General features: G+C 64.2%; 17 protein-coding genes. 13 read left to right on the plus strand and 4 right to left on the minus strand.

The features are described 5' to 3' along the window. Nucleotides 1-87: 87 nt before the first annotated feature. The gene (locus tag CXY73_RS19350; RefSeq protein ID WP_104139089.1) at nucleotides 88-1920 is read right to left on the minus strand and encodes a long-chain fatty acid--CoA ligase; all 1833 of its coding nucleotides are present in this window, start codon (nucleotides 1918-1920) and stop codon (nucleotides 88-90) included. A 173-nt stretch (nucleotides 1921-2093) separates the two neighbouring features. On the opposite strand from CXY73_RS19350, the gene CXY73_RS19355 reads away from it, so the two are divergent. From CXY73_RS19355 to CXY73_RS19365, 3 genes are all read left to right on the plus strand, one after another. Continuing rightward, nucleotides 2094-3038: an ROK family glucokinase gene (locus tag CXY73_RS19355; RefSeq protein ID WP_104139092.1), complete on the plus strand. Its 945-nt coding sequence runs from the start codon at nucleotides 2094-2096 to the stop codon at nucleotides 3036-3038. A 131-nt stretch (nucleotides 3039-3169) separates the two neighbouring features. Beyond that, nucleotides 3170-3859: a 1-acyl-sn-glycerol-3-phosphate acyltransferase gene (locus tag CXY73_RS19360; protein ID WP_104139095.1), complete on the plus strand. Its 690-nt coding sequence runs from the start codon at nucleotides 3170-3172 to the stop codon at nucleotides 3857-3859. A 100-nt stretch (nucleotides 3860-3959) separates the two neighbouring features. After that, entirely contained in the window at nucleotides 3960-5330 is a 1371-nt protein-coding gene (locus CXY73_RS19365; protein WP_104139097.1) for a class II 3-deoxy-7-phosphoheptulonate synthase, read from the plus strand. 194 nt (nucleotides 5331-5524) lie between these two features. Here CXY73_RS19365 and pknB read toward each other — a convergent pair whose 3' ends face one another. Both pknB and CXY73_RS19375 read right to left on the minus strand, forming a co-directional pair. Beyond that, nucleotides 5525-7465 carry a Stk1 family PASTA domain-containing Ser/Thr kinase gene (gene pknB, locus CXY73_RS19370; protein ID WP_199185437.1) on the minus strand — a complete coding sequence of 647 codons (1941 nt, stop codon included), beginning with the start codon at nucleotides 7463-7465 and terminating at the stop codon, nucleotides 5525-5527. Between the two features lie 112 nt (nucleotides 7466-7577). Next, entirely contained in the window at nucleotides 7578-9017 is a 1440-nt protein-coding gene (locus tag CXY73_RS19375; protein ID WP_233198479.1) for a LysM peptidoglycan-binding domain-containing protein, read from the minus strand. Nucleotides 9018-9175: 158 nt separating this feature from the next. Here CXY73_RS19375 and CXY73_RS19385 point away from each other — a divergent pair, with 158 nt between their 5' ends. Further along, a complete protein-coding gene (locus tag CXY73_RS19385; RefSeq protein ID WP_092450557.1) occupies nucleotides 9176-9517 on the plus strand; it encodes an Rv2175c family DNA-binding protein in 342 nt (113 codons plus the stop codon). A 109-nt stretch (nucleotides 9518-9626) separates the two neighbouring features. On the opposite strand, the gene CXY73_RS19390 is transcribed toward CXY73_RS19385, so the two are convergent. Next, a complete protein-coding gene (locus CXY73_RS19390) occupies nucleotides 9627-10793 on the minus strand; it encodes a polyprenyl synthetase family protein (RefSeq protein ID WP_104178649.1) in 1167 nt (388 codons plus the stop codon). A 132-nt stretch (nucleotides 10794-10925) separates the two neighbouring features. On the opposite strand from CXY73_RS19390, the gene CXY73_RS19395 reads away from it, so the two are divergent. The 9 genes from CXY73_RS19395 (at nucleotide 10926) to murD (ending at nucleotide 21055) form a co-directional block, all read left to right on the plus strand. Next, nucleotides 10926-11303, plus strand: coding sequence for a DUF3040 domain-containing protein (locus CXY73_RS19395; RefSeq protein WP_104178650.1), 378 nt, complete (start codon nucleotides 10926-10928; stop codon nucleotides 11301-11303). 317 nt (nucleotides 11304-11620) lie between these two features. Continuing rightward, nucleotides 11621-12052 carry a division/cell wall cluster transcriptional repressor MraZ gene (mraZ, locus tag CXY73_RS19400; protein WP_092339873.1) on the plus strand — a complete coding sequence of 144 codons (432 nt, stop codon included), beginning with the start codon at nucleotides 11621-11623 and terminating at the stop codon, nucleotides 12050-12052. A 99-nt stretch (nucleotides 12053-12151) separates the two neighbouring features. Next, nucleotides 12152-13108: a 16S rRNA (cytosine(1402)-N(4))-methyltransferase RsmH gene (gene rsmH / locus CXY73_RS19405; protein ID WP_104178651.1), complete on the plus strand. Its 957-nt coding sequence runs from the start codon at nucleotides 12152-12154 to the stop codon at nucleotides 13106-13108. After that, nucleotides 13105-13662 (plus strand): hypothetical protein, encoded by a 558-nt coding sequence (locus tag CXY73_RS19410; RefSeq protein WP_104139116.1) that lies wholly within the window; start codon nucleotides 13105-13107, stop codon nucleotides 13660-13662. Before rsmH ends, CXY73_RS19410 begins: the two co-directional genes overlap by 4 nt. A gap of 27 nt (nucleotides 13663-13689) precedes the next feature. After that, entirely contained in the window at nucleotides 13690-15498 is a 1809-nt protein-coding gene (locus CXY73_RS19415) for a penicillin-binding protein 2 (RefSeq protein ID WP_104178652.1), read from the plus strand. 15 nt (nucleotides 15499-15513) lie between these two features. Further along, nucleotides 15514-17058: a Mur ligase family protein gene (locus tag CXY73_RS19420; protein WP_104178653.1), complete on the plus strand. Its 1545-nt coding sequence runs from the start codon at nucleotides 15514-15516 to the stop codon at nucleotides 17056-17058. Then, nucleotides 17059-18468: a UDP-N-acetylmuramoyl-tripeptide--D-alanyl-D-alanine ligase gene (gene murF, locus CXY73_RS19425; protein ID WP_104139126.1), complete on the plus strand. Its 1410-nt coding sequence runs from the start codon at nucleotides 17059-17061 to the stop codon at nucleotides 18466-18468. Then, nucleotides 18465-19556, plus strand: a complete 1092-nt coding sequence (gene mraY, locus CXY73_RS19430) for a phospho-N-acetylmuramoyl-pentapeptide-transferase (protein ID WP_104139129.1) — start codon at nucleotides 18465-18467, stop codon at nucleotides 19554-19556. Before murF ends, mraY begins: the two co-directional genes overlap by 4 nt. Continuing rightward, nucleotides 19556-21055: a UDP-N-acetylmuramoyl-L-alanine--D-glutamate ligase gene (gene murD / locus CXY73_RS19435; protein ID WP_233198480.1), complete on the plus strand. Its 1500-nt coding sequence runs from the start codon at nucleotides 19556-19558 to the stop codon at nucleotides 21053-21055. The genes mraY and murD overlap by 1 nt, the downstream gene beginning before the upstream one ends. Nucleotide 21056: the final 1 nt, after the last annotated feature.

Consider the following 21056-nt stretch of genomic DNA (forward strand, 5'->3'; position numbering starts at 1 on the left):
CCCGACCCGCCAGAAATAGTACTGGGCCCGACCTACAATTACAGCAAGCCTGAACCCGACCCACACAGGGCCGGGTCCCACCTCAAACTACTCGCGCAGCGAGATCCCCTCAGTCACCGGCGCATTCGCGTACATCGTGTCGATCTCCTGAGCGAAGTCGCGCAGAATGATGTTGCGTTTGATGCTCATCTTCGGTGTCAGATGCCCGCTGTTCTCGGTGAGCTCGATCGGCAGCAGCGTGAACTTGCGAATCGATTCTGCCCGCGACACACCCTCATTGGCATGATCGACCGCGGCCTGAATTTCGGCGAGCACGGTTTTATTGACGGATGCCTGTTCCAGCGTCATTCCGGCATCTTCTTGATGGTTGTTCAGCCAGACCGGCAGCATGTCGGGGTCGAGGGTGATGAGCGCGCCGATGAAGGGTTTCTGGTCGCCGACAACGATCACTTGCCCGACCAGTGGGTTGGCCCGGATTGGGTCTTCGAGTGCGGCCGGAGCGACGTTCTTACCGCCGGCTGTGACGATGATCTCCTTCTTACGCCCGGTGATGGTGAGATAACCGTCGGAATCGAAGTCGCCGATGTCGCCGGTCTTCAGCCAGCCGTCGTCGAAGGTGTCTGCGGTGGCCTGTGGGTTATTCCAGTACTCCTTGAAGACGTTGACACCCTTGACCTCGATCTCGCCGTCGTCCATGACGCGCACCGACACTCCGGGCAGCGGCGGTCCGACCGTGCCGATCTTGGCCCGCGTGGCCAGACCGACATTGGCCGGGGCGGTCGTCTCGGTCAGGCCATAGCCTTCGAGAATGACGATGCCGAGGCTTTTGAAGAAGTGACCGAGGTGGGCGCCAAGCGGAGCCGAACCCGAGACGGCCCAAATGACCTTGCCGCCCATCGCGGCGCGCAGCTTGCTGTAGACCAGCTTGTCGAACAGGGCGAACTGAATTTTCATGCCAAGCGGAATCGACGTTCCGGCCTGCACGAGCTTGGAATGCTCGACGGCTACGTGAGCGGCCGTGTTGAAAATCTTGCCCTTACCGCCGGCGATGGCCTTCTGCTGGGCCGAGTTGTAGACCTTTTCGAACACCCGCGGGACTGCCAGCAGAAAGGTCGGCTGGAAGCTGCCCAGCGCGGCCAGAAGGGTCTTGGTGTCGGCCTGGTGCCCGACGCGCACCCCCGCGTGCACGCACAACACCGAGATGAAGCGGGCGAACACGTGCGCGGTCGTGATGAACAGCAGGGTCGAGGCGCCCTCGGGGTGGATCAAAAGCTCTTTGAGTGCGACCGCGGCATTGCGGCTGGTCTCGAGGAAATTCGCGTGCGTGAGTACGCAGCCCTTCGGCTTGCCGGTCGAACCGGAGGTGTAGATGAGGGTGGCCATGTCGTCTCCGACGGCGAGGTTGCGGCGGCGTTCGATCTCGGCGTCGGTGACGTTGACACCCCCGGCTACGAGCTTGTCCAAATCGCCCAAATCGATCTGCCAGACCGAACGGATGTCGCTAAGTTCCGGATGAACTTCATCGAAGCGGGCGAAATGGTCGGCGGTCTCCACAATGACGGACGTAGCGCCGGAGTCGCTGAGGTTCCACTGCACCTGGCTCGGAGAACTGGTCTCGTAAACCGGAACCAGAATCGCCCCGGCGAACCAGGTCGCGAAGTCGATCAGGGTCCACTCGTAGCGGGTCCTGCAGATCAAGCCGATTTTGTCGCCGGGCTCGATGCCGGCGGCCACGAGACCCTTGGCAAGGGCTACGACCTGGGCATGGAACTCCTTCGTGGTGACAGGAAGCCACTGGCCGTTGCGCGGCAGAGAAAACAAAATAAGGTCTGGAGTCGCAGCGAGGCGATCCATCAGGAGATCGGTGAGGTTGGCGCCAGGATCGGCGGGAACAACGGCGGGCATATCAAACTGTTTCACGGCAACTCCTTTGGTACCGGCTGAACGTGCCAACTGCTCGCGAGCCAGAAAATCTGAGGTGAGCGGGTGTTTCGTCCAGCGGCAAACTGGTTTACTACACTCTAGAGCGTGCCATGCCCGGCCACCCGGTGCCGCCACACTACTTCTCGATCGCCCGCAACGAAAGGTGCCCCGTGCACGCAATTGGTATCGATATCGGGGGCACCAAGATTGCCGGCGCCCTCGTTGACGAGGCGGGCACCATCATTCGCTCTGATCGGCAGCCGACTTCCCCGGGAAACCCGCGGGAAATCGAAGATGTCGTCGTCGCCATGATTTTGGGCCTCTCCGTGGGCGAAGATGTCGTCGCCGCGGGGGTCGCCGCCGCCGGGTTCATCGACTCCGCCCAGTCGACTGTGTACTACGCGCCGAACATCAGCTGGCGTAACGAGCCGTTCCGCGACAAGCTCGAGGCGCGCCTCGACCTGCCCATCATCATCGAGAACGACGCCAATGCCGCCGGCTGGGCTGAATTTCGCTTCGGCGCCGGACGCGCGTACACCGATATGGTCACCCTCACCATCGGTACTGGGGTGGGCGGCGCGATCGTGATCAACAACGCACTTTTTCGCGGTGGATTCGGCGCCGGCGCTGAACTCGGCCATCTGCGTGTCGTCCCCGACGGTCTGGCCTGTGGCTGCGGTGCCCACGGCTGCCTCGAGCAGTACGGTTCCGGCCGGGCACTGCTGCGCATCGCCAATGATTTTGCGGATGCCGGCGGCATTGGCCTCGGTCTGGCCGCTGTCCGCGAGCGGTGCGGTAAACTCACCGGCAAAGAGGTCGGACTGCTGATTCAGGACGGTGACGGCGGAGCCCTCGCCGCTCTGCGTCAGCTCGGCAGTGCGCTCGGGCAAGGCTGCGCGAGCCTGGGCGCTGTACTCGACCCGCAGGTCTTCGTGTTCGGCGGGGGAGTCGCCGCCGCCGGCGAACTGTTGCTCGAGCCGATCCGGGCGGCCTACCTCGCCCACCTTCCAGCCCGCGGGTATCACCCTGAAGCTGAGTTCGCCATCGCCCAGCTCGTCAACGACGCCGGTGTGGTCGGTGCGGCAGACCTCGCTCGGCTGCACGCGGTGCGCTAAGCGGGCGCTCAGCGGGCTTGGCGGGGTGGTGCGGGAGGCCGCGGCGGCGACCAGTCTGGTCCGGCCGCGCGCGGCATCCGCTTGGATAGCGTAGGCGGACTAAGCTTTCACAGCAGGATAAAGGAGTGCGAATGTTCTATTGGTTCATGAAGAACATCGTCATCGGCCCACTGCTGCTCTCGCTGTTTCGGCCCTGGATCATCGGTCTGGAGCACATTCCGAAGACCGGCCCGGTCATTCTGGCCAGCAACCACTTGTCGTTCATCGACTCGGTTTTTCTGCCGCTCGTCGTGCCGCGCCGCGTGGCATTCCTGGCCAAAAGCGATTATTTCACCGGCAAGGGGCTCAAGGGCTGGGCAACGCGGCAATTTCTGACCGCAGCCGGACAGCTGCCGATCGACCGCTCCGGCGGCAAGGCCTCCGAAGATTCACTCAATACCGGCTTGCGCGTTCTGCGGGATGGCCGAATTCTCGGCATCTACCCAGAGGGCACCCGCAGCCCGGATGCCCGCCTATATCGTGGGCGTACCGGTGTGGCACGCATGGTGCTTGAGTCTGGCGTGCCGGTCATTCCGGTTGCCATGATCGACACCGAGAAGGCCATGCCGACCGGAACTCGCATTCCCCGGGTTCGCCGAATTGGAATCGTGATCGGTAAACCGCTCGATTTTTCCCGGTTTGAGGGCATGGAAGGCGATCGGTTTGTGCTGCGCAGCGTCACCGATGAGCTCATGTACGAGCTGCGACAGCTGAGCACACAGGAGTACGTAGACGTCTACGCGTCCTCGGTCAAAGAGAAGCGGGCCAGCCTTTCGCGATAAGCTGCCAGAATTGCTGTTTGCGCCGTGCGCGTTGCAGCACCCCATCCATTTCGTAGCCGGCGCGCGTTACCGGTCCAGCAGAGAAAACAGGAACTATCCCGTGGTAGACCCCACCGAGCCCATTGTTGCCGCAGAAGCCTCTGTCATCACGGGTCTCGACCACTGGCGCACCCTATCGATCAAGCAGCAGCCGACCTGGCCGGACGCCGACAAGGTGGCCGCGGCGTCCGCCGAATTGGCGACGCAACCGCCGCTGGTGTTCGCCGGTGAGGTCGACATTTTGCGTGATCGGCTCGCGCAGGCCGCCGGCGGTCAGGGATTTTTGCTGCAGGGTGGCGACTGCGCCGAGACGTTCAGCGGTGCCACGGCCGATCAGATCCGCAATCGGGTGAAGACCGTGCTGCAGATGGCCGTCGTACTCACCTACGGTGCGTCGATGCCGGTGATCAAGATGGGGCGGATGGCCGGCCAGTTCGCCAAGCCTCGCTCGAGCGACTTCGAAACCCGCGGTGACGTGACCCTGCCCGCCTACCGCGGTGATATCGTCAACGGCTACCCGTTCACGCCCGAGTCACGCGAGGCCGACCCCGATCGGCTCGTCAAGGCGTACCACACGTCGGCGTCGACCCTCAATCTCATTCGTGCGTTCACGCAGGGTGGCTTCGCCGACCTGCGCCAGGTGCACAGCTGGAATCAGGGCTTCGCCGCCAACCCGGCCAACCAGCAGTACGAGAAGGTAGCCAAGGAGATCGACCGCGCGATCAAGTTCATGATCGCCTGTGGCGCCGACTTCGAGGCCATGCGCCGCACCGAGTTCTACACCAGCCACGAGGGCCTGCTGATGGACTACGAGCGCCCGATGACGCGCATCGACTCCCGCACCGGCACGCCGTACAACACCTCGGCCCACTTCATCTGGATCGGGGAACGCACCCGCGACCTCGACGGTGCACACGTGGACTTTTTGTCGCGGGTGCGCAACCCGATCGGCGTCAAGCTCGGCCCGACAACGTCGGCCGACGACATGCTGCGTCTGGTCGACAAGCTCGATCCGAACCGGGAGCCGGGCCGCCTCACCTTCATCACCCGCATGGGTGCCGGCAAGGTGCGGGATGCTCTGCCGCCGCTGCTCGAGGCCATCAAGGCCAGCGAAGCGACGCCGCTGTGGGTGACCGACCCGATGCACGGCAACGGTGTCACCACGCCGACCGGCTACAAGACGCGACGGTTTGACGATGTCGTCGACGAGGTCAAGGGCTTTTTCGAGGCGCACCGCGCCGTCGGAACTCACCCCGGTGGAATCCACGTCGAACTCACCGGAGACGACGTCACCGAGTGCCTCGGCGGCTCGGAGCACATCGACGAGGCCGCCCTGGCGACCCGCTACGAGTCGCTCTGTGACCCGCGCCTGAACCACATGCAGTCCCTCGAGCTGGCCTTCCTGGTGGCTGAGGAGCTGGCCGCTCGCTAGCCCCTTTTTTGCACCGAACCCGGGCCCGAAAAGCGGGCCCGTGATGGATCATGGGCTCGCTTTCCGTAAGGTGGGGCCGCGTTTGAACGTCGGGCCCGGCAAGCGGATGCCGCCAGTCGCGTTCCGGAGGCGACCCGCGTTGTCGAAAGAACCTACGTCGGCACGCGAACAGCTTCGTCGCTCACGAAATGCGGTCAGCCGAAGTTGACGGAGGCCGGTGAACCCTTCTTCCACGCTGTCCCGGGTTCGGGAACTTGAGCGCTAGCAACCACCGCACGTTCGAGGAACGTCGGAACATTCGAGGAGACTTCGAACCCGAGAGCCTCCAGTTGGGCGCGGGCGTCGGCAACTGTTTGGCCGGTGACGACATCGGGCATTATGATCGGCTCTGGGCCACGGGAGATGACAAGGACCAGCGTGGCGCCCTCGCGAATCGTGCCCTCGGGAACCTGCGCCGTGATGACGTCGCCCTCCTGCACCGTGTCGTTGTAGGTCTGCTCTCCGGAGATCGCGAGCAGGTTTTTCCCCACCAGAATGTCGGTGGCTTCGGCCACGGTCTTGCCGTCGACGTTCGGAATGGCGCCGAGTGACACGACGAGGTTCACGGTCAGGCCCTCGAAATACTCGCCACCGGCTGAGAGATCGGCACCGTCGGTTTCCTTGCTCGCGGCCATTACGGTGCCCTCGGGCACGTCGCCATTGAAGATCGGGTCGATGCTGCCGACGGCGGCGTTCAAGTCGGTGATCAGAGTGGATGCCGCCTCCTGCGTCAAGCCCGCCAGCGTGGGCAGCGTGATCGGTTGCAGTCCCTGGGAGACGATGATCGTGACCGGGCTGTCCTGGGGAACGCGGCTGCCGGCATGCGGATCTGTGCCGATGACGATCCCCTCGGCGACGGTGGCGCTGAAGGCGCCACCGAGCTCGGGTTGGAGGCCGAGTTCACTCAATTTAGCCGAAGCTGCTTCGGGAGAGGCCGACGCAAAATCGGGCAGCATCACGTCGGAGCCCGGGCCGGAGCCGAAGTACCAGCCGGTGCCGCCGAGAGTCGCAGCGATGAGAATGACGAGGGCGAACAGCCAGAATCCGCGGCGCTTGCGCTTGTCGGCCTTCTTGCCCAGTAGCTCGCCGCTGTCGGGCGGCCCCACCGGACCGGTACCAACCGGGTGAATACCGAGCAGGGTCGCGGCGGGCGGGTTGGTGGTAGCGAGTTTGGCGCCGAAAACCTGGGTTTCGGCATCCGCTATGGCGTTGGCGCCGGTACGTCGGCTCGAGGGCAGCACCATGGTCGATTGCAGGGCCAGCTCCTGGGTACCGCCACGCACCAGTGCGCTGACGTCGTGCAGTTGGTCGAGCATGACCCTGGCGTCTCGGGGACGGTCCTCTGGGTCGCGAGCGGTGGCCCAGAGCACGAGCTCATCGAGTTCGCGGGGGATGGAGTCGACCTTGCTGCTCGGTACCGGCACGGTGTCGTTGGCATGCTGATAGGCGATCTGCATCGGGGCTTCGCCCACATAGGGCTGCTCACCGGTCAGCATCTCGAACGTCATGATGCCGAGGGCGTAGATGTCGCTGCGGGCATCAGCGACACCGCGAGTGACGAGTTCGGGGGAGAGATAAGCGATGGTGCCGAGCAAGGCCTGACCGGTGGCCGTGTTGTTGTTGACGGCGCGAGCCAGACCGAAGTCGCTGATCTTGATGCGGCCGTCATCGGCCAGCAATACATTCTCGGGCTTGACGTCGCGGTGCACGATGCCGGCCTTGTGGGCGGCGGCGAGCCCGCTGAGCACGGCTTCGAGAATGTCGAGGGTCTGCTCGGGGGTGAGCCGGCCGTAATCCTTGAGCAGGTCGCGCAGGGTGATGCCGGGTAGGTATTCCATGACCAGGTAGGCCATATCGGCGTCCTGGCCCTGGTCGAAGACGTTGACGACGTTCGGGTGCGCGAGCCGGGCGGCCGACCGGGCTTCTTGAATGAAGCGGATCTTGAAGGCGCTGTCGTCGGCCAAATGACCGTGCATGATCTTGATCGCGACGCGACGCTCCAGCCTCAGATCGGTGGCCAGATAGACCGTGGCCATGCCGCCGCGCGCGATCCGCGAGCGCACCTGATACCGGCCGTCGATAAGACGGCCAATCATCGGGTCGGTCGAGGGAACGCTCACTCCTTGATTCTAGGTAATAGGGTGGCGCCCGCGGCGCGCGGCGCGCAGGGTTCGCCGGGGAGACACCCGGTCGGTGCGCTGAATTCGGTTAACCGATTTCGACGAGCCAGGCTTGCGCCGATGTTCCCCACTTTGCGTAGTAGTCGGGGTAGGCCGAAATCTGTACCGATTGGGCGGCCTGGGTGACGGTCATGGATTCCCAGCCGGCGATGTCGAGCAGACCGCGGGTGATGCCGGGGTTTGGGTTTCCGGCGCCGCCGAAGAAGGCGAGGCTGGCCCGCACCGGGTCCATGACCTGCTCGGGGGTGCCCCAGCCGGCGCTTGGGCGCTGTTGGAACAGCCCGAGGGAATCCCGGTCGCCATAGTGGACATTACGCAGCCCCGACTCCTGGGCGGCGGCGGCCAGCGCGATCACCAGACCGGCATCGTTCACACCCGCGCCGCGCCCCGTCGCCACGATGGTGCGGGCGTTCTGGCGCATTTCGTCGGTCATCGGCGTGACGACGCCCGCGGTAGCGCGGGTGATAGAGGCCGCCGGGACGACCGTCACGGGCAGCGTCAGAACCTGCCCGGGGTAGATGATGCTCGACCAGCCGAGCCCGTTGGCGTCGAGCACGGCCTGCACGCTCACACCGGCCTCATCAGCGACCGTGGTAATGGTCTCACCCGAGGCAATCGTGTGGGTGGCTGCGGAAGCCGCGACCTCCGGCGCGACGTACACGGCGGCCTCCATCGAGCCAGCAGCGGCCAATAGTACGACCTGGCCGGGGTAGATCACGCTACTGCCGCCGAGGCCATTGGCTCCGAGCAGGTCGGCGGTCTTCAGCCCATGTGCGGCCGCAATGCCGCTGATCGTGTCGCCGCTCTGCACGACATAATTCGTCGATGCCGTTGAAACGGAACCGGCCGGCGCTGCCGCCTCGGCCAGGGTCAAGATTTGGCCGGGGAAGATCAGGCTCTGGGAATCGAGACCGTTCAGCGCCAGCACGGCCGCCGTCGCCAGACCGAACCGGCCGGCGATACCACTAACGGTGTCGCCGTCAACGACGGAGTACTGCTCCGGTGCGATCTGCACGGTGGCAGCGACCGACGTGGGAACTACGGCGAGAACCGGTGTGGACTGGGCGAGCTTCGCTTTCAGCGGCTTCTTGGCGAGGGCCTGGGCTTCGACGGGAGCTGCGATGTTGAGGCTGATGGCCAGGGTGCTGACCAGCACAAGCGGCACCGTGAGCAGGGCCTGGCGGGACCGCAGGTCTGCGGCCTTCTTCACCCGCCGCTTTGTGCCGCCGGCCACAGCCGTGCTGGCACGATTGGCGCCGCTCACCTCGGTACCGCTTACCTCAGTACCGCCCAGTTCAATACCGCCTAGTTGAATACCGGCGTGTGCAGCACCAGCCTGCGAAACGGTGGCCCGCGGTGCGGCCAGCGCCGCCGCATCCGTCTTGATCTGTTCGGTCCTCGTGTGTACTGTCACCCTGGTCGACATGGTGCTCCATTTCATTGTGTACATCACGCTCGGTGTGGACATCGAGTTCACAGCACTGGCTGCTGTGCAGCAATCTCTCTCTGAGGTTTTCATAAATATGAGGAGGAGTCAATTGACACGGAGCAGCGAATTGGCACTGATCACGATAAAAAGCTGTGCAAGGTTTTGTGCCGGCCCCAAAATCATGGGAAACTACCAACGTGAGTGATCTGTCTTCAGAGCCCGAGTGGCTTACTATTCCTGCCCTTGTCAACCTCCTCGGAATGAGCCAGAGCCGCGTGCGGCACCTGATCGACGACAAGTACCTGCTGGCTATCCGGCGGGACAACGTCGTGTCGGTACCCTCCCTGTTTCTGCGTGATGGAGCTCCCGTTCCAGAACTGCGCGGCACGCTGTTTGTGCTGGCCGATGACGGCTTCACCGACATGCAGGCAATGACCTGGCTGCTCGAGGTCGACGACAGTCTCGGTGTGGCGCCGATCGAAGCCCTCCGCGCCGGCCGCAAGGCCGAGGTGCGGCGCGTCGCCCAGGCGCTGGCCTAACCGCTTTCAATCACGTCCGCCGGCGAGCAGCGCACGGCGCAGTACGACGTGCCGTTCAGCACGAGCCTGGCGATAAAAACGGATGCGCCAATCACATTGGCTGCGCCGGTCAGTACGCCCGGCGCGTCACGCGGTCGGTCAGATCGAGCAGGGTCTGCCGGGTGGCTCCGGCGATCGGTGCGGTTTCCAGCGCGGTCAGCGCTTCGGCGACCTTGGCGGTAATCAAAGCTTCGACCCGTTCGACCGCGCCACTGGCCGTGATGAGCTCCTGAAGGGCGCGAATCTGGCCCTGATCGAGCGTGGGGTCGCCGAGCTGCGCGTCTAGTATCACTCTGTCCCGGTCGTCCAGCCGCTCCCGAGCCAGCGCAATCAGCACGGTGCGCTTGCCCTCGGTCAGGTCGTCCCCGCTCGGTTTTCCGGTGACCGCGGCATCACCGAACACCCCGAGCAGGTCGTCGCGCAACTGATAGGCCATGCCGAGCGGCAGGCCGAAAGCCCGCAATGAACTGAGCTGGTCAGCCGACGCTCCGGCCAGCGCGGCCCCGATCACGAGCGGAGCCTGCACACTGTACTTGGCCGATTTGTAGACGATCACTCGCAGCGCACGGTCGAGCAGTTGCGATTCGGGGTGTGCCAGCCAGGCCCGTTCCTCGAGAATGTCGAGGTATTGCCCGGCCGTGACCTCGGTGCGCATGTGGTTGAACTCGAGCCGAGCGCGTCGGGCTGAAGGTCGGTCGGCGACCGCATCGAGTCCTTCGTCGAGAAGCTCGTCACTCCAGCCGAGCAGCAGGTCGCCGAGCAGCATCGCCGACGCCCGTCCGAACGTGACAGGACCGCCGGACCAGCCCTCATTCTCGTGCAAACTTTCGAACAACTTGTGGGCACTCGGTGCCCCGCGTCGGGTGTCCGAGTTGTCGATGATGTCGTCGTGCACGAGCGCGGCGGCATGAAAAATTTCAAGGGCGCTGGCCGCTGAGACGACCGCCTCCAACCGTGCTGGGGCAGTGGATGCCGCGCCTCGCCCACAGCCTACGTCCGCCGGTGTTTTCGCCTCTAACTGGGCCGCATGTGGGCCAGTGTCTGCCGCTAGGACGCTCTGCGCGCCCCAGTAACAGAACTGGGCTCGAAACCGTTTTCCACCGCTGAGAAACTGCCGTGAGAAGTCCATCAGAGGCGTCAGATCCGAGCCGATCAGGGTCACAATTGAATCGCGGGACATGAGAAACTCGTCGATGCGAGATTGAACCAAGTCGACCAGGCGTTTGCTTTCAGGCACCCGTATAGCCTAGCCGCCATGGCGGGGTTAGAATTGAGGAGTTCGACCTTACCCAGTTCGAATTTTGCAGTTCGAATTGTGCAGTTCAAATTTTAAACCACCCGCTCGATCCCGCAACTGGAAGGGAATGAGATGCCGCTTTCGGAACAGGAGCAGCGACTCCTTGAAGAGATGGAGCGCAGCCTCTATCACAACGATGCCGACTTTGTCGCCAGCGTCGGAGTGTCGCGACTTCGCCCAAACTATCGTTCCATCGCCGTCGGTGTGCTGCTCGCCGTCGCGGGCATTGTCGCCCTCATCGCGGGTGTTGCACTGGCGTGGCTCTGGCTCGGCATTCTCGGCTTCATTGTGATGTTCGGTGGCGTTCTCATCGCCGTCTCGCCCGGCAAGGCCATCCGTGGTCTTCCCGGGCCGTCTGCACCCGGGCGCCGACCGGAGCAGGCTAAGTCAGACCAGGGGCTGATGGATCGTCTGAACGACCGTTGGGACCGCCGTCAGGATGGCCAGTAACACGAACGCCCAGTAACACGAAGAGCCAGTAACACGAAGAGCCAGCAAGCGCAGCGTCCCTCCACAGGGCTCCCAAACTAAAGAAATTGCAGCCCCAAAGGGCCGATCACCCGATCGGCCCTTTTTTTGTGCCCAAAAATCGCCAAGAGGCATCCGTTTTGAACGAATAAGCTCTCTTTTCCTCCACCATGAGTTGCCAATGAATTCATGGCATTTTGTCGAAAAAATTCTGAAACAGGTCAAAATTCTTCGATAAGTGGTTGAAGGTGGAGTAAAGTGGAGGTAGACCTGAATCTGGCCGGAAGAAAGGGGTCCGCGTGTTCCTTGGCACGTACGCTCCCCGGCTCGACGAGAAGGGTCGAATAATTCTTCCCGCGAAATTTCGGGAGGAACTTTCTACCGGCGTGGTGATGACGCGGGGGCAGGAACACTGCATCTACGTGTTCAGCACCCGCGAATTCGAAACGCTCCACGACAAGATCCGCCAGGCGCCGGTCACGAGCAAACAAGCTCGTGACTACCTCCGGGTATTCCTGTCCGGAGCGAGTTCTGAAACGCCGGACAAACAAAACCGCGTCACCATCCCCGGCAATCTCCGCAGCTATGCGGGGCTTGACCGGGAACTGACCGTCATCGGTGCTGGCAGCCGAGTCGAGATTTGGGACAGCGAAGCGTGGGCCACGTACCTCGCCGAGCAGGAAACCTCGTACGCCAACACGACGGAGGAGGTGATTCCGGGACTCTTCTAGCCCTTGGCGCCTGACTCCTCGCCGTTTTAGCCCTGACACACTTCCCCGGTGCCAGGACGAAATGGAGGGGAATCTGGCCTCACGGACTTTCCCGGCATTATGGCCAGCAACGAAATTCACACCCCGGTACTGCTCGAACGCTGTGTCGAGCTACTCGCCCCCGCGCTTGAACAACCCGGAGCAGTGCTCGTTGACGCGACGCTGGGAATGGGCGGTCACGCCGAAGCGATCCTGTCCCGCTTTCCGGGGCTCACGCTCGTCGGCCTAGACCGCGACACCGAGGCCCTCGCCATCGCCGAGGAACGCCTCAAGGGATTCGGCGATCGGGTACACCTCGTGCACACCGTCTATGACGGCATCGGCGAAGCCCTCGACGGCCTCGGCATCACCGAGGTCGCCGGCGTCTTGTTCGACCTTGGTGTGTCCAGCCTGCAGATCGACCGGGTCGAACGCGGCTTTTCCTACTCAAAGGATGCCCCGCTCGACATGCGCATGGATGGCACCGCCGGCCTGACCGCTGAGAGCATCCTCGCCGATTACAGCGAACGCGATCTCAAGCGTATCTTTCAGGACTACGGCGAAGAGAAACTGTCCGCTCGCTACGCCAAGGCCATCGTCGAAGCTCGCCAAACGACTCCCTTCGTGCGGTCGGCACAGCTCGTCGACGTGATCACGAAGGCGACTCCGGTCGCCGTTCAGCGGCAGGGCCACCCGGCCAAACGGGTCTTCCAGGCGCTCCGCATCGAGGTCAACCAGGAGCTCGCCGTGCTCGAGCGGGCCATTCCCGCCGCGCTTGAGCGCGTGCAGGTCGGTGGGCGCATCGTCGTCATGGCGTACCAGTCGCTCGAAGACCGTATCGTCAAACAGGCCCTCGCCGCGGCATCCGGTTCAACTGCCCCCGCCGGCCTGCCGGTGGAACTCCCCGAACACAAACCGCTCTTCACCCTGCTGCTGCGCGGAGCCGAACTGGCATCCGACGAGGAGAAGGCCATCAACCCCCGCGCGACGCCGGTTCGGCTGCGCGCTGCTGAACGACTGAGAAGGGCCGCCGCATGAGCGACAACCTGGCACGCGTATCGTTTGCGGTCGAACGCGAAGAGTTCGAGGCACCGGGGCGTCGCCCCTTTCGTATCGTCTCGTCGAGCCCGAGCCGCCGTACCCGCCCGCGCATCTTCTATGCCCTCACCGCTGTGGCCGGAATGGCCGCAATCATCGTCGCCCAGCTTCTCCTGAGCGTGGGCATCTCCCAGGGCGCCTACGAGATCTCCAGTCTGCAGTCGAGCCAGTCCGAACTCGGCCGCACGGCGGCGGGCGTGAGCGAAGACCTCGCGCGGGTCTCGTCGCCGCAAAGCCTCGCCGCCAACGCAGAGGGACTAGGCATGGTCAGCAACTCCAACCCCGTTTACCTGCGCCTGTCCGACGGCGCTGTTTTGGGCGCTCCGGCATCGGCGTCGGGTTCGCAGGCCGGGGCGGCCAGCCTCGTTCCGAACGCCCTGCTGACCGGCAGCACACTGCTGTCGCAACTGCCCGACCACGCGGCGGCGGGCACCGTCGCGATCACGAGTGCTCCGGTAGTTCCTGCAGGACTCGCGGCGCCCACTACCCGATAGTTTCTCCGTGTCGACCATGATGGGCAGATGAGCGTGCGCAGCAGCAGTGCCCGAACCAACCCGACCAACACCCGGTCCAGTCGTCGACGCACCTTTTTCACCATCGTCGTGCTGTTCGTCATCATCGCTGTCTTCGTGGTGCGACTGGTCGACATTCAGGTGGTGCAGGCCGATTCGCTCACCAAGGACTCCGTGGGAAACCGTTCGGTCGGCCAGGTGATCTACGGCTCGCGCGGCGAGATTGTCGACGGGAACGGTGTGGTGCTTGCCGGAACGGTCATGCGCTACAACATCACCATGTCGCCGGTCAACGCCACCCCTTTCAAGCGCACGGTCGACGGAAAAAAAGTCGAATTGTCGGTGGCCGATGCGGCCGCCGAAATCGGTGCTGCCACCGGTCAAACCGGTGACGCCATTCTGCTGACCATTTCCACCGCCCTCGAGGCCAACTCCAAGGCCAATTTCGCCTACATCGCCCAGAAGGTCGACGTCGACGTGCTGCGCGCCGTGCAAGAGCTGCACATTCCGTGGACGTACTCCGAGAACAGCCCGAGCCGGGTGTACCCGAACGGAGCAGTCGCCGGCAATCTACTCGGATTTCTGTCGGGGGAGGGTGTGCCACAGGCCGGACTCGAATCCGGGCAGGATGCCTGCCTGGCCTCGACCGATGGCTCGGAAACCTACGAGAAGGGCGCCGACGGCGTGCGCATCCCTGGCAGCAGCGTCACGGGCACCGAGGCCGTTGATGGTGGCGACGTCGTCACCACCATCGATTCCGATCTGCAGTGGTTCGTGCAGCAGACCCTCGCCGCTCGGGCACAGGAGACCGGGGCCGCCTGGGCCAACGCGGTCGTGCAGGACGCCAAGACCGGTAAGCTGCTCGCCGTCGCCGACTACCCCTCGGTCGACCCGAACAATGTCGGCGGTACCGAAAACCCCGACGATCGCGGTTCCAGGGCATTCACCCAGTCCTTCGAACCGGGGTCGACCTTCAAAGCGCTCACCGCGGCATCCGTTCTCGATGCCGGCGTTGCCACACTCGACACCGGCGTCGTCGCGCCATACCGCTACCTGCCGTCCAACGGTGCCAACATCAATGACAGCCACTCGCACCCGGACCAGAACATGACCCTCACCGGCGTGCTGATCGACTCGAGCAACACCGGCATGTCCAAGTTCGGCGAGATGCTCACCGATCAGCAGCGCTACGACTATATGAAGGCCTTCGGATTGGGCACCGCTACCGAGACCGGATTCCCGCGCGAAGACGGCGGCATTCTGCACCCCGCCGACGAATGGGACAACCAGACCAGCTACGCGACCATGTTCGGCCAAGGCCTGACCACGACTGCCCTGCAGATCGCCAGCATCTACCAGACCATCGCTAACGACGGCGTGCGTATGCCGGTGCAGCTGGTGGAGGGCTGCCGTCAGGCCGACGGCACACTGACCGACGTGCCCGATACTACGGGTACCCGGGTGCTCTCCGAAAGCGCGGCGAACGACACGAGTGACGTGCTCGAGATGGTGTACCAGAAGAGCTGGGTGAACGCTAAGTGGAACATTCCGGGCTATCGCGTCGCAGCCAAGACCGGCACCGCCCAGATGCCCGACGGGCACGGTGGATATTCCAACGGATACCTCGTTTCGGTTTCCGGGTTCGCTCCGGCCGACGATCCGCAGTATGTCGTCTCGGTCAGCATCGCTGATCCTGTTAAACTGAACACATCTGCCGCACCGGCTCCGGTCTTCCAGGAGATCATGAGCCAAGTTTTAAAAAAGTACCGGGCGGTTCCCTCCGGCGCGAGTGCGCCCGACCTCCCGTCCACCTGGTAAGAAAGCGAGCCCAGCGTGTCTGAATTGGCGCCGTCGGCTCTCCGTCCCGAGCATCCCGTTCCGCGGTCGCTGTCGGGATTGGTTGCCGAATTTGATCTAGAACTACGTGGAGACATCGACGGTCTCGAAGTCACCGGGGTGAGCCTGAGCTCCCGCACTGTGCAGCCCGGCGACCTCTACGTCGGTGTTCCCGGCGCACACCTGCACGGAGCCACCTTCGCAGCAGCCGCAGCAGAGTCCGGCGCCGTGGCCATCCTGACCGACCAGGCGGGGGCGCTCCTGGCCGCTGACAGCGGGCTGCCCGTGCTCATCACCCCTGATGCCCGCGCCGCACTCGGTGCTGTCTCCGGGTGGATCTACCGCACCGCCGACAACCCAGCGACCCTGTTCGCGGTGACCGGAACGAACGGCAAGACCAGCGTGGTCTACCTGCTCTTCGGTATCCTGAGCCAGCTGGGCATCGTCTCCGGGCTGACCTCAACGGCTGAGCGCCGCATCGGCGATCTCGCCGTGACCAGTGCGCTGACCACCCCGGAGGCGAGCGAACTGCACGCCCTGCTCGCCCGCATGAATGAGGCCGAGGTGCGCGCGGTCGGCATTGAAGTGTCGGCCCAGGCGCTCAGCCGCTATCGGGTCGACGGGCTGGTCTTCGACGTCGCTGCGTTCACGAACCTCAGCCACGACCACCTCGACGATTACGCGGCGATGGACGACTACTTTCAGGCCAAGCTCGAGCTGTTCCAGCCCGATCGCTCGCACCGCGGCGTTGTCACCGTCGACACCGACTGGGGCCGGCGCATCGCCGACGAATGCCGCATACCGGTCACGACCATCACCAACCACACGGATATTGACGCCGACTGGCACATGACCGTGGTCGGTGAAACCGCCAACCACACCGATTTTGTGCTCGACGGTCCGGACGACCGGCGCCTGCGCACCCGGGTACCCTTGCTCGGCTGGTACATGGCGGCGAATGCAGCCCTCGCTATCGTGATGCTGGTCGAATCCGGCTTCGACCTCGAGGCCATCCAACACACCCTCGACCGTGACGGCGGCATCGTCGCCTATATTCCCGGCCGGGCCGAGTGCATCTCCGGCGACCGGGGCCCGCTCGTCTACATCGACTACGGGCACAGTCCAGACGCCTTCCTCAATAGCCTCGCGGCCCTGCGCAAATTCACCCCCGGCAAGCTGATCATGCTGTTCGGCGCTGACGGCGACCGTGACACCACGAAACGCGCCGATATGGGCGCGATCGCGGCCCGCGGCAGCGATATCGTGGTCGTGACCGACTTTCACCCGCGCTACGAAGACGCCGCGAGCATCCGTGCTGTCTTACTCGAAGCAGCGCGCGCGGCCGTTCCCGACGGCGAGTTCTACGAGGTGGCCAACCCTCGTGCGGCATTCCGCACGGCGTTGTCACTGGCACACGAAGGAGACACCATTTTGTATGCCGGCCCAGGCCATGAGGACTACCACGAGGTACAGGGCAGGAAACTGCCCTACTCGGCCCGCGAGGATGCCCGAGAAGCGCTGCGCTCGGCTGGGTGGCTATAAATGATCGCCCTCTCCCTGGCCGAGATCAGCGAGGCCGTTGACGGTACGCTGCACCTGGCCGGTCCGGCCGCCGACGCTGACCAGGTCAGCGGATCGGTTCAGACCGACTCCCGCCTGATCGAACGAGGCTCGATTTTCGTCGCCAAGCCCGGCGCAGTGACCGACGGTCACCTGTTCGCGCCACTCGCCGCCGAGCGCGGCGCCGCCGTGCTGATCGTCGAGCGACTGCTCGATCTGCCGGTCACCCAGATCGTCGTCGCCGACGCCGTGGCCGCGCTCGGCGCCCTTGCCGCGGTCGTGGTCGCCCGGGTGCGCGCCGCCGGAACGCTCAAGGTTGTAGCAGTCACCGGCTCCAACGGCAAGACCACCACCAAGAACCTGCTGCGCAGCATGCTCGAACGGGTCGGCCCGACCGTCGCCCCGCGCGGATCCTTCAATAACCAGGTCGGCGCGCCGATGACCATGCTTGAGGTCACCGCCGAGACGCGTTTTCTCGTGATCGAGATGGGCGCCAGCAGCGAGGGCGCCATCGCACACCTGGTGCGCCTGGCCCGGCCCGACGTAGGAATTGTGCTCAGTGTCGGCCTCGCTCACGCCGGCGAGTTCGGTGACCTCGATGCCACAGTGCGTGCCAAATCCGAGATGGTCACCGACCTGCTTGCAACGGATGTCGCGGTGCTCAATGCAGACGATCCGCGCGTCGCGCAGATGGCCGCGCTCACCCCGGCCCGCATCGTGTACTTCGGCGAATATGGTCAGGTCGACGTGCGCGCGAGTGACCTGCACTCCGGCCGCACCGGAACGACCTTTACGCTGTACCTCGCCAACGGGCAAAGCGCCCAGGTCGTGTTTCGGGTGCTCGGTGAGCACCACGTTATGAATGCCCTCGCCGCCGCCGCCGCCGCTGAGGTGCTCGGAGTCACGCTGGTCGACATCGTCGCCGCGCTCGAGGCCACGACCAGGGCTGAACGCTGGCGCATGGAGGTACTCGGCGGCAAGGACGACGTCACCGTCATCAACGACGCCTACAACGCGAGCCCCGACTCAATGAGTGCCGCGCTCAAGACCCTCGCCCAGATTGGCACCCCCGGAAAGCGCACCATCGCCGTGCTTGGCGAAATGGCCGAACTGGGGGAACTAGCCGGTGAGGAGCACGATCGCATCGGTCTGCTCGCCGTGCGTCTCAATATTTCGCAGTTGATCGTGGTCGGGCTCGCCGCCCGCCGCATGCACATCAGCACAATCAACGAGGGGTCCTGGGACGGTGAGTCGGCGTATGTCGACACGCCGGAGGAGGCCTTCGACCTGGTGCGTAGCTCAGTGAATCCGGGCGATACCGTGCTCGTCAAGTCATCCAACTCTGCGGGTCTGCGGTTCCTCGGCGATCGGCTGGGAGACTTGTTCTCGTGAGAGTCTTGCTATTGTCCGGCGCGTTTTCGCTCGCCTTCACCCTGTTTCTGACGCCGCTGTTCATTCGGCTGTTCAAGAAGTTCGGCTGGGGCCAGTTCATTCGCGACGATGGGCCAAAGAGCCATCATGCCAAGCGCGGCACCGCCACCATGGGTGGCATCATCATTATTCTTGGCGTGCTGATCAGCTATTTCACCGCCATGCTGATCGAGCAACGACCGTTTACCCCTTCGCCCCTGCTCGTGCTGTTCATGATGGTCGGCCTCGGACTGGTCGGGTTTCTCGACGACTTTTTAAAGACCCGCCATCAGCGCAGCCTCGGCCTCGGCGGTTGGTCCAAGGTGCTGGGGCAGGTCATCGTCGCCGGCGCGTTCGGAGTGCTGTCGCTGCAATTCGTCGACCGTAATGGTCAGACTCCCGCCTCGACCAGTGTGTCGTTCATTCGGGACCTGCCACTGGACTTCATGAAGCTCGGCACCTTCCTCGGCATCGCCGTGTTCCTGCTCTGGATCTGCCTAATCGTGGCCGCGACCTCAAACGGGGTGAACGTCGCTGACGGCCTCGATGGACTCGCCACCGGGGCATCCATTTTCGCCATTGGATCCTTCGTCGTGATCGGGTTCTGGCAGTCCAACCAGAGCTGCTTTGGGGGATCGGATGCCGCCGACCAGTACAAGTGCTACCTCGGACCCGACTCGTTCGACCTTGCCATCGTCGCGGCGACCATCGTCGGCGGCCTGATCGGATTTCTCTGGTGGAATACCTCCCCGGCCAAGATCTTTCTCGGCGACACCGGTTCGCTGGCCCTCGGTGGGGCGCTGGCTGCCCTCGCCATTCTCAGCCGCACCGAGCTGCTGCTCGTGCTCATCGGTGGGCTGTTCGTGATGGAAGCCGGGTCGGTCATCGTGCAACGCGCCTACTTCAAGATCACCCACGGTAAACGCATCTTTTTGATGAGCCCGGTCCATCACCATTTTGAACTCAAGGGCTGGGCCGAAGTCACCGTCGTTGTGCGGTTCTGGATCATCGGCGGCCTGCTCGTCGCCGCCGGTGTCGGCTCGTTCTACCTCGAATGGCTGTCTCAATAGTGAACCCTGAAACCCCCGCTTCCGGCGACCGCCTGAACGGGCTCGTCAGCTGGCACGCCGACTGGCGGGCCTTGCGGGTCACCGTGCTCGGTCTTGGGGTGACCGGTTTTTCCGCCGCGGACACCCTCGCCGAACTCGATGCCGACGTGCTCGTGCTCGCGTCGCCGGGTATCGACGAGCGCTTCGACCTGTTGACCGTGCTCGGGGTGCCGTTCGTGCAGGCTGACCTGCGTGAGGTGCCGGCTGAGCTAGTAGCGCAGCATCCGGAATTGATCATCGTCTCTCCCGGCTTTCACCCCGACCACCCCGTACTACTCTGGGCGGCCGAGCACAATGTGCCGGTCTGGGGCGACATCGAATTGGCCTGGCGGCTGCGCGACAAGGTCGGGACCCCGGCCGAGTGGATGCTCGTCACCGGCACTAATGGCAAAACCACCACGGTGCAGCTGACGGCGACCATGCTCGCCGCGCATGGCAGTCGAGTGGCCCCCTGTGGCAATATCGGCGTGCCCGTACTCGACGCCATTCGCGACCCACAGGGCTGGGACGTGCTAGTTGTCGAACTATCGAGCTACCAGCTGCACCACCTGCCGCCCAGCGGACCCGGTGCACTACGTCCCTGGGCCAGCCTCTGCCTCAACGTCGCCGACGACCACCTCGACTGGCACGGCTCCGCTGCGGCCTACCGCGCAGCCAAGGCCAAGGTCTACCTCAATACCGCCGTCGCGTGCGTGTACAACACAGCGGATGCCGCGACCCTCGCGATGGTGCAGGATGCCGAGGTGCAGGAGGGCGCCCGCGCCATCGGTATCGGCCTCGGCGTGCCCGGACCGAGCGACCTCGGCATCGTCGACGGCATCGTCTGCGACCGGGCCTTTCTCGACGACCGCTTCGAGCGGGCCCTCGAACTGACCACCGTTCCGCACCTGGTCGCAGCTGGGCTCGGCGCCCCACACGTGATTACCGACGTGCTCGCCGCGAGTGCGCTCGCGCGCTCCTTCGGGGTTGAGCCGGCGACCATCCACCGCGCGCTCGAAACCTTTCACCTCGACGCACACCGCATCGAAACGGTCGCGATCGGCGACGGCGTGGAGTGGATCGACGACTCCAAGGCCACCAACCCGCACGCCGCGGATGCCTCGCTGGCCGCCTACGAGTCGGTGGTCTGGCTGGTTGGGGGGCTGCTCAAGGGTGTCGACATCTCCGAGCTCGTGCTGAAGCACGTCGGCCGACTACGCGGCGCCGTCATCATCGGCGTTGATCGAGCCGCAGTACGCGAGGCATTCGCGCGACACGCCCCCGACCTGACCGTGTTTGAGATCGACGCCAGCGACACTGAACAGGTGATGACGGCTGCAGTGCGGCTGGCTGCCTCGATCGCACAGGCCGGCGACACCGTTCTGCTCGCACCGGCCGCGGCATCGATGGATCAGTTCGAGAGCTATGCCGAACGCGGCCGGCTCTTCAATCAGGCAGTACACGATTTCTTGGGCAGGTGAC

The sequence above is a fragment of the Cryobacterium sp. Y50 genome, assembly GCF_002929805.1.
Lineage (GTDB): Bacteria > Actinomycetota > Actinomycetes > Actinomycetales > Microbacteriaceae > Cryobacterium.